The sequence below is a fragment of the Candidatus Methylobacter oryzae genome (assembly GCF_003994235.2).
Classification (GTDB): domain Bacteria; phylum Pseudomonadota; class Gammaproteobacteria; order Methylococcales; family Methylomonadaceae; genus Methylobacter_A; species Methylobacter_A oryzae.
In genome coordinates this window covers 1-15,386 of record NZ_RYFG02000083.1, presented here as the reverse complement: position 1 = coordinate 15,386, position 15,386 = coordinate 1, and the positions used below count along the sequence as shown (strand labels likewise).

Genomic DNA, 15,386 nt, shown 5'->3' with positions numbered 1-15,386 from the left:
TAAATTCCCAAATACGTGATTTTTTCGTTTTAGACGAAAGACGAAGAACCAATCTCCCAATTACGCCTTTAACCTCAATCCGCCACCCATTGCCGACGATAATCCTGATAATCGTAATGTTTCAGCTCTTTGAAGCTCAAGGCATCGCTGATATAAATATCCGGCAAGTTATAGCCGTTAAATCGGTTTGCCTTGATCAGCGTGTAAGCGCCGACATTCTTAAAAACAACCTTATCCCCAACTCGCAGAGGCTGCTTAAACCGGTATTTTCCGAATACATCGCCGGCCAGACAAGTGCAGCCCGCCACAATAGCCGAATACTGCCCATCGGGATCGTGCTCATATAACTCAGGCTGACGCTGGTATTCAAATACCTCGGGATTATGATTGATTGAGGTATCCAATATAACTACGGTTTCGCCGTCACTGACAAAACTATCCAGCACGCTTGCGACCAAGAAGCCGGCTTTGCCGACAACCGCTTTGCCCGGTTCAATATAGACATCAAGATTGAAATCATGCCTCAGCTTGCCGACCAGCTCAATAAACGGGCGATAATCTTCGATTTGACCGAACAAATAACCGCCGCCGATATTCAACCATTCCAGCTCGGCCAGTCCTGCGTCTAAATATTGCCGAAGCTTATCGACTGTCTGAATCAGCGGAGTGAACTCGGTTGCAGAAAATACGTTATGAATATGCAACCCCTGGATTTGATCAAGTTGAATTGACCCACTCAGCTCATCAATACTCACGCCCAGCTTTGAATACTGCCGGCAGGGATTGAAGCGGTCATCATGCAGAAAGGATAGTTTTGGATTAACTCTTAAGCCGATTGAGGACTGAGCCTGTGCTATTTCCGCATGGCGCCGATACTGGCTCAAGGAATTAAAGCTGATGTGCGAACACAATAAACCCAGCTCATCCAGCTCATCCGGCCTGATACCGGGCGTAGTCAAATGAATACTTCCCTGCCCAGGCAGATCCTGAGGCGAGCCTTGGCGAACGATTTCATTGGCCAGCCGGGCCTCAAATAATGAACTGACCGAAAAACCGTCGACAAAAGGCTTGGCCATTTCCAGCACAGCCGAAAACGGCAATGATTTAATCGAATATAAGACCTTACAGCCGCATTGAGCTCGTAAATCGGCCAATATTGACAACGTCCGGGTAATTTCCGTTTTATCCAGCACAAAAGCCGGAGAAGAATACACGCTATCTTTTAATACCAAGAAATCCATCGGTTAATAAATCGCTTTTTCTGTTATTACAATATCCATAAGTGCATCATGAGGCTCCATAACAACCTGTTCAACTGTCTGCGACTCAAAACAAACGCCTATCAAGACAGCATCGCTCCTGACACTGCCCAATAAGCGGTCATAATAACCCGCGCCGTTACCCAAGCGCCCGCCATTCCGGTCAAAAGCCACGCCCGGCACTATCACACAATCGAGCTGCTCAGCAGCGACTTCTTTTCCCAATTCGCCCCATCGTTGTCTAGGCGGCTCTAAGATCCCCCACATTCCGGGGACTAGTTCAGCAAAATCTTCCAAACGCCATAAACCTAATTGATTATTTCCTCGCTCATCTTTTGTGCAGTAAGGGATAACAATACATTTACCGCTTTCAAGCTCTCTCAACAATGCCGGTTGCGTCCTGACTTCAGAGCGACAACCGATATACCACATCGCAGTCCGGGCCTGCCGATAAGCCGGATGGGATATAACCTTGCTGCAAATAATCCGGCTGACCGCATCCTTATTTATTTGTTTATTTCGCATGTCATAAGCTTTGCGACGCTGCCGAGTTTTTTGCTCATTCATAGTTTAATCGATCATTAGCTATAGTCAGGAATATATAAAACTGCCTTGATAATACATAGATTCTTCAACAACCTGAACCTTAAATAGACTCGCACATTTTTATTCTACGGCGTTTTCTTTTATACTTACCAGATAATACATAAAGGAGACACCATGGAAAAACCATTCATTTTACATATGCTGACCACAGCCAAAAACCTGAGTCCATTTGACGCCAATATGGCGTTAGACGCAGGCTGGATTAATGCATTACCTTACATCAATGTAGAACCCAGCGAAGTCCAAGGCTTGGTACAGGATGCCATTTTTTCCCGTAGCGCTAAAAACTTAAAACGCACCGGAATATTTATTGGCGGACGTGACACGAAACAGGCCATGGACATGTTGAAAACTGCCAAACGCTCAATGTTTCCTCCTTTCGAAGTTTCTGTTTTCGCGGACCCTAGCGGCGCATTTACCACAGCGGCCGGCATGGTTGCTGCCGTCGAACGCGAATTAATGAACAAATTCGACACCAACCTGGAAGGTAAGAATATATTGGTTCTAGGTGGAACCGGACCTGTCGGCCAAGTAGCCGCTGTTATTGCCGCCAGATGCGGAGCCAATGTGAAACTCATCGGCCGCCAACTGGATAAAACCCGCAGCATTGTAGACATGTGCAACAATGAATTTGGTGACGGTGAAATCAACATCGAAGCAGGCGCAGACGCGGATAAAGCCGAATACATCAAAACAGCCGACGTAGTCTTTGCTACAGGCGCGGCAGGTATTGAACTATTAAGCGCGGAACTGATTGCATCCGCACCGCAACTGAAAGTGGCTGCTGACGTGAATGCAGTTCCTCCTTCCGGTATCGCCGGCGTTGACGCTTTCCATAACGGCGATCCGATCAACGGTTCAACTAGCGGCGCAGTCGGCTTAGGCGCACTGGCAATCGGCAACATTAAATTCCAGACGCAAAATATGCTACTGAAAAAAATGCTGAGTACCGAAAAACCTGTTTACTTACATTTTGAACATGCTTTCGAAACAGCAAGAGAATATATTAAATCAAATTCTTAAAGCTGATTTTTTGGATTAACATAAAAGGAACTCTAATGGCGAAACGCAGCATTCTTCACATGCTTGACCCCATGCCTAACAACAGTCCGTTTGATATTAACATGGCGGTGGATGCAGGGTTTGACATACTTGTCCCATATAACAACGTCAAGCTGGATAGCGTTTACGGCCTGACTCAAGATGCCATTTTTTCTCGCAGCCCGTCAGGCGTCAAGCGCACAGGGATTTTCATCGGTGGCCGTGACTTAGGCTTGGCCATGGACATGCTGAACACATGCAAGCAAGCCATGGTTCCACCTTTTGAAGTCTCGGTTTTTGCCGATCCCAGCGGAGCTTTTACAACCGCTGCGGCATTAGTTACTTGTGCTGAAAAAGAGCTGAAAGCAAAACACGGCAAGGAACTGAAAGACTGCACTATTGTCATTTTTGGCGGAACAGGCCCGGTAGGTATCGCTACCGGCATTATTGCCTCATTAGCCGGCGCCGACGTGACATTAACGGACCATTTATCAGCCGATACAGCTTTGGATGTTGCTAAAGCATACAACCGCCGTTTTAATTGCGCACTTAAAGGCGCCTTGGCGCATTCCGAAACAGATAAAATCCAGCAGGTGTCCAATGCCGATATTATCTTTTGCACAGCCAAAGCAGGTATTCAGGTTTTAAATGCCAACATATTAAAAACAGTAACAAAGCTGAAAGTAGCCGGCGATGTCAACGCTGTCCCACCTGTTGGCATAGAGGGCATTAAAAATGATGACTCCGGCGCACCGCTTATCCATGCTATCAATGCTCCAGGCGCAGTAGGGATCGGCTCTTTAGCTATTGGCAACATCAAGTTTCAACTACAGCATGAGCTATTGAACTCAATGCTGGATTCTGAACAACCTCTGCTGATTGACTTTAGGTATGCGTTTAATAAAGCCAGGGAAATGCAATTCACTGCTGAGGCGAACTGAAGAAACATAGCAGATTTAAAAGTCACGCACTGCATAGGAGCTCAGGTTTCCACAGCTTAACGTGGGAACCTGAGCCCCATTCATTCCTAGATCAATGCATTATCAATATAACCGAATTTAATCGCTAGACGGATTAATTCAACATCGTTTTTTACATGTAATTTGTTATAGAGCCGATAACGGTAAGTGTTCACTGTCTTGTCGCTTAGAACCAACATTTCCGACATTTCTTTAATGTTTTTTCCCTGAAGAATTAAAGTAACAACTTCTGCTTCTCTCTGAGAAAGCAGCGCAAATGGAGACTCATTACTTCCTGGCAAACCTTGAAAGGCTAAGTTATTGGCAACCTCAGAACACAAGTAACGCTTACCTTCTATGACCTTTCGAATCGCATGAACCATCTCATCTACCGGCGATCCCTTAGAAATAAACCCTAACACACCCAATTTGAGTAATTGATGAGGAATCGGGCCGTCATTGTGGACAGATATTGCAACGATTTTTACTTCAGCATCTTGCTGGAGGATTCTACGACAAGCTTCTACGCCGCCTATCCCAGGCATGTTAACATCCATTAACACAACATCCGGCGACAAGGCGACAACAGAATCAACAGCTTCTTCACCCGACTTAGCGACGCCGACAACCCTAATATCCTCGGCATCATTCAATAATGATTCAATCCCGGTTCGAACAAGCTCATGATCATCAACAAGCAGAACACCAATCATAACTTTCTTCATCCCTTTATTAGTTAATTATAAAACAGTGACTTACAAACCAACCGCCACACTTCTACTTTCAAAAGTCGCTAATATACAACATATATACGTATTTATACATAAGTAGATTTACCTAGGCTGGTGTAATATGATTTTATTACACAGCACGTTATCACCGCTTAAACAACCAAAACGCTCAGATATCTTCACAAAATGAAATTTAACAAACCGTTAATAAAAACGCTGCCAAATAAAATTAATTCCTCAACAGCCATAGGAATTTTACTTAGCATCCTATTATTAATCTTCATTATTGTATTTGCAGCACATAATCCGCTTTCTTTTATCAATTTGACAGGACTTGCGATTGTTATCGGCGGCACCGTTGCCGCTACTTTTTTAAGCTATCCTTTGAGAGACATTAAACACAGTTTGAAATCACTCAAGTTTATTTTTGTTTATGAGGGCTTAAATCCACAAAAGGAAGCTAACGAGATTATTGCAGTCTCTCAAATGTGGTTTAACAAGGACAAGCTTGCGATAGAAAACATTATCGAGAACATAAATAACCCTTACTTAAAAACCGGCTTTCAGCTTGTTGTAGACCATACTCCAATAGAAGATATTCTATCGCTACTCAAATGGCGCATTGCCCGCTTGAGAGCTAAGGAAAAAGCCGAAGCAAATATATTTTATAGCCTCGCGTCTTATTCTCCTGCGTTTGGCATGCTCGGAACCTTGATAGCAATGACTAATATGCTGCAAATTATTGAGCTTAAAGATATAGCAGGCATCAGTTACAACATGGGTACAGCGTTAGTCACAACCTTTTACGGCCTTATCATGGCCAACCTTATCTTTAACCCAATTGCCATCAAATTAGAGAGACGAACCGAACAACGCATTATGATCATGAGCATGGTGATGGAGGGCATTACACTGATAGCCGATAGGCGCAGCCCTTCATTCGTCAGAGAAACACTTAAGTCATTTATCATACACTACGATAATGAATTAAAAGACTGAGCTATTTATTTAACCCACGTACCACCTCAGCTAACGGTTCAAGTATTGCGAAATGCGTAAAATAAGTAAAGATCCCTTCTTAAAATTACAGTCTTCTCTGTCTTTAGAGGATTTGCTTGCCCAGCCGAGTACTCGCAACTCACAAAACTGGCTACTAACGTATCTGGATGTATTTGTGCTCATTGTGATGCTGGTAATCACATTAATCACTGTTAGTGACATAAATACCCAACACCAACAAATAACCGCGGAACAGCAGCGAACAGCCAAAGCTAATAAAGCGAAAACACCCGCATCGGCGTGCCCTCCTTCCGTTATTGTCAAGAACGAACCTGCACAACAAGCTCCAGCTAGCGAACACAACACCGAAAATACTAACACTAAAAATGATTCCTCAGAAAGCAAGAGTATTATTTCCGGCCTTACTAATACACCAGAAATTAAAACGACTACTGAAGCAACGCAATCCCCCCCAACGCCCACCAACCCGACCAACAACCAGCAAAGCGCTATCAACTTAACCGAAGAAGACAAGTTGCCACAACAATTAATGAAAGCAATTGATGAACTTGGCCTTAGTAAGACAGTCAACATAAAAGTTGACCACGGCTACGCGCAACTCGAAATCCAAGACCAAGTCTTATTTAAATCTTCAGAAGCAGATTTAACGGCTTCCGGCGGAGCCTTGCTAAAACATCTTATGCCTTTATTAAAGCAATCGACCGGTCTAATTTTAATTGAGGGGCATACGGATAATATTCCCATCAAGACCTCCCAATTCCGCTCTAATTGGGAATTAGGAGCCTCCAGAGCCACTAGTGTCTTACATTTTCTTATTTTGCAGCAATTGGATAGCAACCGTTTACGTGCAATCACCTATGCCGACACGATGCCTATTGCCGATAACTCAACACAAGAAGGAAGAGAAAAGAATCGTCGAGTGAATATTTTAATAAAGCTATCAGAGCAATGATTCTCGGTACTGCCTCAGAGAATTATATAGATGCTTCCTTGATTATTTAGCAAGTCCATGTTTTAGTGCTGTATCATAAAATCGGTAATCTTATAAAAAACGCCTATTTTTGTCTTTTTTGTCAAAATAAGGCAATATCTTTAAATAACAAATAAATAGAGGAAAATTAATGACTGTTGGTGTTGATGATTTCAAAAAGGCTATGCAACTATGGGCTAGCGGTGTCACCGTTGTTACCACACACTCCGATAAATTCGGACTTCAAGGAATGACAGTAACCGCATTTTCAAGCGTCTCAATCAATCCACCACAAATACTGGTCTGTATTAATGAGTCCGCAGATACCGGTGCGGGAATACAGGAAAGCCAGCGCTTTGCCGTTAACGTTCTAAACTCAACGCAACAAGATGTTTCCAATCAATTTGCCGGCGGTAGCAGTCAAAAGCAACGATTTGAGAACGCATCGTGGACATTCAGCGCCTCCGGCACTCCCATGTTGGATAGCAGCATCATGTCCCTGGAGTGCACAGTCATAGAAAAAATTCATGCCGGTACGCACTGGATTATTCTCGGTGAAGTACAAGAGACTATTTGCCGAGCTGGCGATCCTCTCTTGTATTTTCAAGGCGCTTATCAACAGCTCATGGCTCAGTCATAACTTAACCCTGCGTACTTGCTTAAAGCTTTTTCCAATATTAATGTAAATCTGATGGAATTATCTTTGAACCTAGCCGAAATATTTTGCCCTGCTCACATCTTTAATGCTATTATCTTTTGCAGTTAAAGTTTGAGCCGGCTTTTATAAAGCTGGGATTTGTAACGCCGACAAATATTGGCGGTTTTTTTTAAGTAAGAGTGTGATATGTCAGAGCAAGTTGTAGGTACCGTTAAGTGGTTCAATGATGAAAAAGGTTTTGGATTTATTGAACAAGAAGGTGGAAAAGATGTTTTTGTTCACCACAGTGCAATTAACGGCACCGGTCGCAAGACCTTAAAGGAAGGCCAGAAAGTTACGATGGAAGTAACCCAAGGCCAAAAAGGTCCGCAAGCCGAGAATGTAACCCCAGCCTAACAAACTTATAAACCTGACCCAAAAGCCATTGGCTTTTGGGTCAGGTCCATGGTTTTACCAAGTTAGAAATAAGCAGCGCATTAGAAGCTTTCATAACCCTGTATTGAGCTTTAGTTTATCCATACAACGTCTCCGCAGAGCTTTTGTTTCCGGGATAAATAGAGCGGCTCTCTATTGCTCATATTCAACGACTTGCCTAACTGCCTTTAACACCCTTATTAATAGATCCGGTTGACCGGTCTGGAAATTTGCAGCACCGGTCTCCTTTCTCAGCCAAGTAAACTGACGCTTAGCCAGCTGCCGGGTAGCAACAATGGCTTTCTCCGTCATAGTTTCAAAATCGCATTCGCCTTGCAGATAAGACCAAGCCTGGCGATAGCCGACAGCCCGAACCGAAGGCATTTTCTCAGTCAGATCGCCGCGCCTATAAAGCGCCTCCACCTCTTCAATAAATCCCTGCCCCAACATTTTATTAAAGCGCCGGGCAATTATGTCGTGCAGGATTTTTCGATCTTGCGGCGCAACAATCAATTTTATTTTCCGGTAAGGAATATCCTGCGTCTGAGCTTCCGTAAAAAAGGATGTTAACGGCTTGCCGCTGATTTCGTAGACTTCCAGAGCACGCTGTACTCGTTGCGGATCATTCAGATGAATTCTCGCCGCCGACTCAGGATCCACATCGGCCAATCGCCGATGCAGCGCTTCCTTACCCAGCACCTCCAAATCCCGATCGAGCTTAGCCCGAATGACAGGATTAGCCTCAGGCAACTTGGCGAGTCCACTATTCAGCACATTAAAATACAGCATTGTACCGCCAACCAATACCGGTATCTTTCCTCGCCGCGTTATATCTTCCATCAAATTTAACGCCTGCGTCCTAAACTGGCCGGTAGAAAATGAATCGGCCGGATCAAGTATATCTATCAAATGATGCGGAATCCCTCCTCTCTCTTCTTCCGTAGGCTTGGCTGTACCAATGTCCATGCCTTTAAATACAAGCGTCGAATCAACACTGATAATTTCTCCATCAAGCGCTTGAGCAAGCTGTACGGACAAAGCCGTCTTTCCTGAAGCAGTAGGCCCCATCAGGAAAATAGCAGGGGGATTGGGTTTATGTTGCATATTTTCGGAAGTTTTGATGTATAAAAATGCGAGAACCAAAAATTAGCATCTCGTCGCACAGCATGAATTCATTGTCCACGCAGGAAAAACTTATCGAGATCGCTAGTCGACAGCTCTACCCAAGTAGGCCTGCCGTGATTGCATTGCCCTATTCTTTCAGTTTGTTCCATATCACGTAACAAAGCATTCATCTCATCGACAGTTAAACGGCGATGCGCGCGCACCGCTCCATGACAGGCCATCGTGGCTAATATTTCATTATATCTTTCCTGAATACGTTGACTCATGCCGTGCTCGATCAAATCGGCCAGCACATCGCGAATCAAAGTCTCCACGTCGGCATTACTCAATAGAACAGGAACTGAACGCAACACAATAGTTTCCGGTCCGGAACGGTTTAGTTCAAAACCCAATGCCAGAAAAAACTGATGCTGATCTTCGGCCAAATCTGCTTCCGAAACGCTGACTTTTATCTTAATCGGCAGTAATAAGGGCTGACTAGGCACAGTGCCATTTTGATATTGCCGTTTTAATCTCTCGTAAGTGACGCGTTCGTGCGCGGCATGCGCATCGACCAGAATGATGCCGTCAGGCGTTTCGGACAAAATATAAACATTATGCAGATGAGCAATAGCATGACCTAACGGCTTTGCTTCGGATTGCGCAAGCCTCACCACGGACTCGCTTTTCGGATAAAGCGAAGCGTAAGCCTGTATGGATTCTTCTACATGCAACGGCAACGATGCTTGTTGCGGCAATCTTGAAGCGTAAGCCGAACCAGAAGCTGGCCTTGATTGTTGCGGGGTTTTGCTATCGCCCAACCAAACCACATTATCTGCTTTAACATCCGCGACAGCTTGCGTTTGCGGCAATGAGCCGGATTCCGCCTGTTGAGCCACGCTATGACCCGGCCTTAAATCAGCCAATGACCGGTGCAGCGCAGAAAACAAAAAATCATGCACCAAACGCCCTTCCCTGAACCTGACCTCCAGCTTTGCAGGGTGGGCATTAACGTCGACTAATGAAGGATCGAGCGTCAAATACAAAACAAAAACCGGATGCCGCCCATGAAACAGCACGTCCTGATAAGCCTGCTTGACAGCATGAGAAACCAGCTTGTCCCTGACCAATCTGCCATTGACGTAGAAAAACTGCATATCTTGCTGGCTGCGCGAGAAAGTCGGCAATCCAACCCAACCCGTTAATTGCAGGCCTGATGCCGCAAAATCGATTTTTACCGAATTCTCGATAAAAGCCGAGCCGCAAATACCGGCAACTCTTCGCTCTTGTTCACTCTGCGATATCGCCGGTTTCAGGCTGAGTATTTCTTTTTGGTTATGCAGCAGAGTAAAGCCGATATCAAAGCGGCTCAGCGCCATACGTTGAATTAAAGTCTCTATATGGGCGAATTCGGTCTTTTCGGTTTTTAAAAACTTGCGTCTGGCAGGGGTATTGTAAAACAGATCGCGTACATCGACCGTAGTCCCTTGCGGGTGCGGATCGGGTTGCGGATCGAAATCCCTCTCCGAACCGTCGGCATTAACCCGCCAGGCGCAATCGGCGCCGCTAATACGTGAAATTAACGTAAGCCTTGAAACCGAACTGATGCTAGGCAAAGCTTCACCGCGAAATCCCATGCTAACCACCTGCTCCAGGTCTTCCAAACTGGCAATTTTACTGGTCGCATGCCGGGACAAAGCCAACGGCAAGTCTTCTTTGACGATACCGCAGCCGTTATCCCTGATTTTTATCAGCCTAGCACCGCCTTGCTCTACCTCGATAGTCACTTGACTGGCACCCGCATCGAAACAATTTTCAACCAGCTCTTTAACTACGGATGACGGTCTTTCGACCACTTCGCCGGCAGCAATCTGGTTAACAAGTTGGATGGGAAGTGAATGAATACGCATAGCCAACCTAAAGCAAAATGCATATTTTATCTGACTGGCACTAATTATTCATGCTTCCTTGCGGGACGCGACAATTTGACGCCCTCAGCAAATATGCTACATATCTAAAACTGCCACTTTGCTTTCCGTCGGAATCTCTTTACTAAAATAACTGCGCACACCGTTAAAGATAGCACCGGCTATTTTTGATTGATGAGCGGTATTGATTAACTTAAGTTCTTCCGACGGATTGGAGATAAATGCAGTTTCCACTAAGATAGACGGCACGTCGGGCGATTTCAACACCAGAAATCCGGCTTTTTGCACTGACGCATAATGCAATTCACCTATTTGCTCAAAATTTCTCAACACCTTTCTTGCAACGTTTACACTAGCGTCCTGCGTGGCAGTCTGCGACAAATCCAATAATACCGAAGCCAATACATCTTCTTTGTCATTCAAACTGACGCCGCCAACCAAATCGGCCGCATTCTCGCTGTCGGCCAACCACCGCGCAGCTTCGCTGGTCGCCCCTTTATTGGACAAAGTAAACACCGACGCGCCTTTAACCGTTGCATCTTGAAAAGCATCGGCATGAATTGAAATGAACAAATCGGCCTTCGCAGCCCTGGCAATTTGCATTCTTTTTCTGAGATCCACGTAATAATCGCCTTTACGAACCATCACAGCCTTCATGCCCGGCTGTTCGTTGATTAAGTCCGCGAGTTTTTTGGCAATAGCAAGAGTGATCTTTTTCTCCTCTGTACCATTTTGTCCGTGAGCACCGGGATCGTCTCCGCCATGCCCCGCATCAACAGCAACAACTATATCTTTGTCTCGCTTGGCGACCTTTGTTACTTCAACGGGAGCGGCAGCAACTTTTCTATTGACTGTCTTTTGAGACTCTTCTTTAACGACTTTTTCTACTACAGGCTTGACATCGGATACTTTAACCGTAGACATCTTATCGGCAGTTATCCTTGGTTCCTCTTTCTCTGCAATTTTTACAGTTGCATCTTGCGCCTTACCCAGCAATTCAACGACCAAGCGTCCGTTCATGCTATTCGTTCTTAATGACATGCTTTTAGGACTAATGTCTTTTTTTAAATCGACTACAATTCTTATGTCGGTATTATTTTTCGCGGCAACACGCACTTGGGAAAACAGCGGATGAGATGGCGCCGGCTGGCTCAATGCCCGCTTTACATTGACATTACGCATATCAATCACCAAGCGCGACGGATTATTCATTAGAAAAACCCGGTGTTCCGGCGATGATGTCACATCGAACAACATTTGCGTTTGATCCGGCGTATTCCAATAACGCAACGCATTAACGTTGATCTGTTCCGCATGAACAGACGCAGCCAATAGCTGCAATCCAAAAATAAACAAGACCTTCCAATATCTTCTCATCGACATAACTCACTAAAGTGATAATCTGGATGAGATTATAGCAGTATGTAATTGTTTTTGTAGGTCGTTACAAAAATATTTTCTAATTATTTAAGATTATACGCATTTCTACCGATCGCCCGGAGCCCTCTGTAGACAAAGTAACGACCCTATCCGGCTCGGGCAAGAAACCTTTCCCCATATCGGGCCACTCGATAAAACAGATGCAATCCTGCTCGAAATAATCTCTTATGCCTATTAATTCAAGCTCTTCCGGATCCACGACCCGGTATAAATCAAAGTGAAATATCTTGCGTTCGTTTACCGTGTATTCTTCGACCAGTGTATAGGTCGGGCTTTTGACTGCACCACTATAACCAGCGGCCCGGAGAAAGCCCCTAACTAGCGTGGTTTTGCCCGCCCCCAAATCGCCATGCAAGAATACCAGGCATTTTGACGGCAGTTCCGCCCAAAGCTTGGCGCCAAACTGTTCTGTCGCTTCCGTATCTTCTAAATATATTTTCATCAATTTACCAATTGCCTCAAATAAGGCATTAAATCACAGGCCAGCAAGCCTCTTTCTCCTTCTTTTTCCGCAGCCAGGTCGGCCGCCAAACCATGATTATAAACCCCCTGCTGTGCAGCATCCTGCAAAGATAAGCCTTGAGCCAGCAAACCGGCGATCACGCCGGACAGCACATCGCCCATGCCGCCGGACGCCATGCCCGGATTGCCGGTATTCGAAACCGCAAGCTGATGTTCCGACGCGATCAATGTGCCGGCGCCCTTAAGAACCACAACGCCGCCATAGCTAGCCCTAAGCGATACAGCCGCCGCAAACCGGTCTTGTTGTATATAAGCGTTCGAACGATTTAACAGCCTCGCCGCCTCACCGGGATGCGGCGTTAAAATCCAGTCCGACTTTGCTGCCGGCACCGCGGCCAAAAGATTCAAACCGTCCGCATCGACCACGGCCGGTATTCCTGAACTTATTGCCGCATTAAATAATCCTTTTGCCCAATCGCTTTGCCCTAACCCCGGACCTACCACGACGACATCGGCTTTCGCCAGCAAGGCCGTCAACTGCTTTGGCGTTTCCACGCCATGACACATCAATTCCGGCCTGCTCAAATTCATCAGCCCGGCATGCTCTATCCGCGTCGCCACGCTGACCAAACCCGCTCCCACGCGCAAAGCCGCCTCGCCGGCCATGCGGGCAGCGCCCGAATAACCCAGCTCACCGCCTACTATCAGCACATGTCCATAATTACCTTTATGGGCGCAACGGTTACGGCGCGACAACGGCGTTTTAACAACCCTTATCGCGGCAGCATCAAGACTCGCCAGCACATCGCCAGGAACGCCCAGTTGCGCATAGCGAATCTCACCGCAATACTCGGCCGCCTGACCGGTGAATAATCCTTGTTTTAAGGCGATAAACGTGAGCGTACAGTCGGCTTTTACCGCAAAATCCATCACGTTGCCGGTATCGGCATTTAAACCGGACGGAATATCCACGGCAACGACCGGAGAAGAATGGGCATTGATAGCCTGTATGGCTTCGGCATAAAGACCGCTCACCGGTCTGTCCAGCCCGGTACCCAGCAATGCGTCAATCAGCACGTCGGCATTCACCGGCCGTTCGGGCCGAAACGGCATAACAACACCCTGGGCATCGGCATATTTACGATAGGCAAGTAACGCATCGCCATTCAGTTTGTCGGGTTCCGAAATTGCATAAACACAAACCTTGAAGCCCGCTTCCAACGCCAATCCGGCTACAATATAGCCGTCGCCCGCATTGTTGCCGGAACCGCAAAAGACCGCTACAGACCTGGCATCGGGCCATTTCTCTTTGATAAACTGGAAAATCTGACTTCCGGCCCTGCTCATTAATTCAAAACCCGGAATACCGCGTTCTTGTATCGCGATCCGGTCCAGTTTCCTTACCTGTGCAGCTCGATATAGTTTTATTGGTAAATTTTGCATGGTATTGTGACGTTGCTCCTTACTTCGTAAACACATTATATCTTTGTCATCCGCTATGGACATAAGCAGCAAAAAAATGGCCGACCTTGCCTTACAAATTAAACTATGGGGTCAACAATTGGGCTTTCAACAGATCGGCATCACCGACACCGATTTACCGGAAGCGGAAGCGCATCTGCAAAACTGGCTGGACAACAACTTTCACGGCGAAATGGATTATATGCAGCGCCATGGCCTTAAACGCAGCAGGCCTGAATTACTGCATCCGGGAACGGCGCGCGTTATTTCCGTGCGCATGGATTACCTGACCGAATCCGCCAACACTATGAATCAATCCTTGGCCGAACCGGCTTCAGCCTATATTTCGCGCTATGCGCTGGGCCGAGACTATCACAAGCTCATGCGCAACCGCTTACAAAAACTGGCCGATAAGATTCAAGCCGAAATCGACTCTCAACTTCCCGGCTCTATGCGGGCTTTTGTCGACAGCGCCCCCGTTCTTGAAAAAGCCTTGGCTGAAAAGGCCGGATTGGGCTGGATAGGCAAACATTCTAATATCATTAATCGCAAGGCCGGATCGTGGTTCTTTTTGGGAGAACTGTTCACCAACCTGCCGTTACCGATTGACAGTCCTGCTACAGCGCATTGCGGCGAATGCCGTGCTTGTTTAGATATTTGCCCGACCCAAGCAATTATTGCCCCTTATCAGGTCGATGCCAGACGCTGCGTCTCTTACCTGACGATTGAGTTGCACGGCTCAATTCCGGAAAACTTGCGGCCGCTGATCGGCAATCGCATCTATGGCTGCGACGACTGCCAGCTGATTTGCCCGTGGAACCGCTTTGCCAAAATAACCGGCGAGCAGGACTTCAAGCCGAGGCACCGGCTCAATTCGCAACAATTGCTTGAGGTGTTCGCCTGGACTGAAGCGGAATTTTTGGCAAAAACCGAAGGCTCGGCAATACGAAGAATCGGCCATCAACGCTGGCTAAGGAATATTGCCGTGGCATTGGGCAACGCACCGGCTTCGATGCAGATTATTGAGGCCTTGAAAGCCATGCTCGATCACGACTCCGACATGGTCAACGAACACGTAAGATGGGCGCTGGACCAACAGGCGCGGCGTCTTGCATGAAGTTTGTTTGCTTATTAATCGGGATTGTTTGTATCATCCTTTATGCCCAGAGGGCATAAGTTTCGTTTGAGCGGACAAGCCGCTCAACTCAGCTTTAACGCACACTGACTAGGGTATTCAATTATGAATAGAACTTACGCATTGACAGCCGGTATAGAATATGAGGCATGAACTAACCCTAGGCAACGGAAGGCCCGCCCGTGATAAGAAAAATAA

15 protein-coding genes are annotated in these 15,386 nt (G+C 46.3%); 7 read left to right on the top strand and 8 right to left on the bottom strand.

The window, feature by feature from the left end; translation table 11 throughout:
• Positions 1 to 74: 74 nt before the first annotated feature.
• Together EKO24_RS08845 and EKO24_RS08840 are read right to left on the bottom strand one after the other, a co-directional pair.
• On the bottom strand, positions 75 to 1,241 hold the full coding sequence (locus EKO24_RS08845) for a type III PLP-dependent enzyme domain-containing protein (RefSeq protein WP_127030084.1): 1,167 nt from the start codon (positions 1,239 to 1,241) through the stop codon (positions 75 to 77).
• Between the two features lie 3 nt (positions 1,242 to 1,244).
• Entirely contained in the window at positions 1,245 to 1,826 is a 582-nt protein-coding gene (locus EKO24_RS08840; protein ID WP_127030085.1) for a 5-formyltetrahydrofolate cyclo-ligase, read from the bottom strand.
• Between the two features lie 153 nt (positions 1,827 to 1,979).
• Here EKO24_RS08840 and EKO24_RS08835 point away from each other — a divergent pair, with 153 nt between their 5' ends.
• Entirely contained in the window at positions 1,980 to 2,888 is a 909-nt protein-coding gene (locus tag EKO24_RS08835) for an NADP-dependent methylenetetrahydromethanopterin/methylenetetrahydrofolate dehydrogenase (protein WP_127030086.1), read from the top strand.
• Between the two features lie 35 nt (positions 2,889 to 2,923).
• Entirely contained in the window at positions 2,924 to 3,847 is a 924-nt protein-coding gene (locus EKO24_RS08830; RefSeq protein ID WP_127030087.1) for an NAD(P)-dependent methylenetetrahydromethanopterin dehydrogenase, read from the top strand.
• A gap of 86 nt (positions 3,848 to 3,933) precedes the next feature.
• Here the strand turns inward: EKO24_RS08830 and EKO24_RS08825 are convergent, their stop codons facing one another.
• A complete protein-coding gene (locus EKO24_RS08825) occupies positions 3,934 to 4,578 on the bottom strand; it encodes a response regulator (RefSeq protein WP_127030101.1) in 645 nt (214 codons plus the stop codon).
• A 204-nt stretch (positions 4,579 to 4,782) separates the two neighbouring features.
• Here EKO24_RS08825 and EKO24_RS08820 point away from each other — a divergent pair, with 204 nt between their 5' ends.
• The 4 genes from EKO24_RS08820 to EKO24_RS08805 all read left to right on the top strand — a co-directional run bounded on the left by EKO24_RS08820 (position 4,783) and on the right by EKO24_RS08805 (position 7,640).
• Positions 4,783 to 5,595 (top strand): motility protein A, encoded by an 813-nt coding sequence (locus EKO24_RS08820; RefSeq protein ID WP_127030088.1) that lies wholly within the window; start codon positions 4,783 to 4,785, stop codon positions 5,593 to 5,595.
• A 52-nt stretch (positions 5,596 to 5,647) separates the two neighbouring features.
• The gene (locus tag EKO24_RS08815; protein WP_127030089.1) at positions 5,648 to 6,568 is read left to right on the top strand and encodes an OmpA family protein; all 921 of its coding nucleotides are present in this window, start codon (positions 5,648 to 5,650) and stop codon (positions 6,566 to 6,568) included.
• Positions 6,569 to 6,737: 169 nt separating this feature from the next.
• Positions 6,738 to 7,226 (top strand): flavin reductase family protein, encoded by a 489-nt coding sequence (locus EKO24_RS08810; RefSeq protein WP_127030090.1) that lies wholly within the window; start codon positions 6,738 to 6,740, stop codon positions 7,224 to 7,226.
• A gap of 204 nt (positions 7,227 to 7,430) precedes the next feature.
• The gene (locus EKO24_RS08805) at positions 7,431 to 7,640 is read left to right on the top strand and encodes a cold-shock protein (protein WP_127030091.1); all 210 of its coding nucleotides are present in this window, start codon (positions 7,431 to 7,433) and stop codon (positions 7,638 to 7,640) included.
• Between the two features lie 171 nt (positions 7,641 to 7,811).
• Here EKO24_RS08805 and miaA read toward each other — a convergent pair whose 3' ends face one another.
• The 5 genes from miaA to EKO24_RS08780 all read right to left on the bottom strand — a co-directional run bounded on the left by miaA (position 7,812) and on the right by EKO24_RS08780 (position 14,035).
• A complete protein-coding gene (gene miaA / locus EKO24_RS08800) occupies positions 7,812 to 8,762 on the bottom strand; it encodes a tRNA (adenosine(37)-N6)-dimethylallyltransferase MiaA (RefSeq protein ID WP_127030092.1) in 951 nt (316 codons plus the stop codon).
• A 68-nt stretch (positions 8,763 to 8,830) separates the two neighbouring features.
• Positions 8,831 to 10,672 (bottom strand): DNA mismatch repair endonuclease MutL, encoded by a 1,842-nt coding sequence (gene mutL / locus EKO24_RS08795; protein WP_127030093.1) that lies wholly within the window; start codon positions 10,670 to 10,672, stop codon positions 8,831 to 8,833.
• A gap of 96 nt (positions 10,673 to 10,768) precedes the next feature.
• Positions 10,769 to 12,067, bottom strand: coding sequence for an N-acetylmuramoyl-L-alanine amidase (locus EKO24_RS08790; RefSeq protein WP_127030094.1), 1,299 nt, complete (start codon positions 12,065 to 12,067; stop codon positions 10,769 to 10,771).
• Between the two features lie 82 nt (positions 12,068 to 12,149).
• Positions 12,150 to 12,572, bottom strand: coding sequence for a tRNA (adenosine(37)-N6)-threonylcarbamoyltransferase complex ATPase subunit type 1 TsaE (gene tsaE, locus EKO24_RS08785; protein ID WP_127030095.1), 423 nt, complete (start codon positions 12,570 to 12,572; stop codon positions 12,150 to 12,152).
• Positions 12,572 to 14,035, bottom strand: coding sequence for an NAD(P)H-hydrate dehydratase (locus EKO24_RS08780; RefSeq protein WP_127030096.1), 1,464 nt, complete (start codon positions 14,033 to 14,035; stop codon positions 12,572 to 12,574). The genes tsaE and EKO24_RS08780 overlap by 1 nt, the downstream gene beginning before the upstream one ends.
• A gap of 55 nt (positions 14,036 to 14,090) precedes the next feature.
• On the opposite strand from EKO24_RS08780, the gene queG reads away from it, so the two are divergent.
• Complete coding sequence (gene queG, locus EKO24_RS08775) at positions 14,091 to 15,170, top strand: tRNA epoxyqueuosine(34) reductase QueG (protein ID WP_127030097.1); 1,080 nt, start codon at positions 14,091 to 14,093, stop codon at positions 15,168 to 15,170.
• The last annotated feature ends 216 nt before the right edge of the window (positions 15,171 to 15,386 follow it).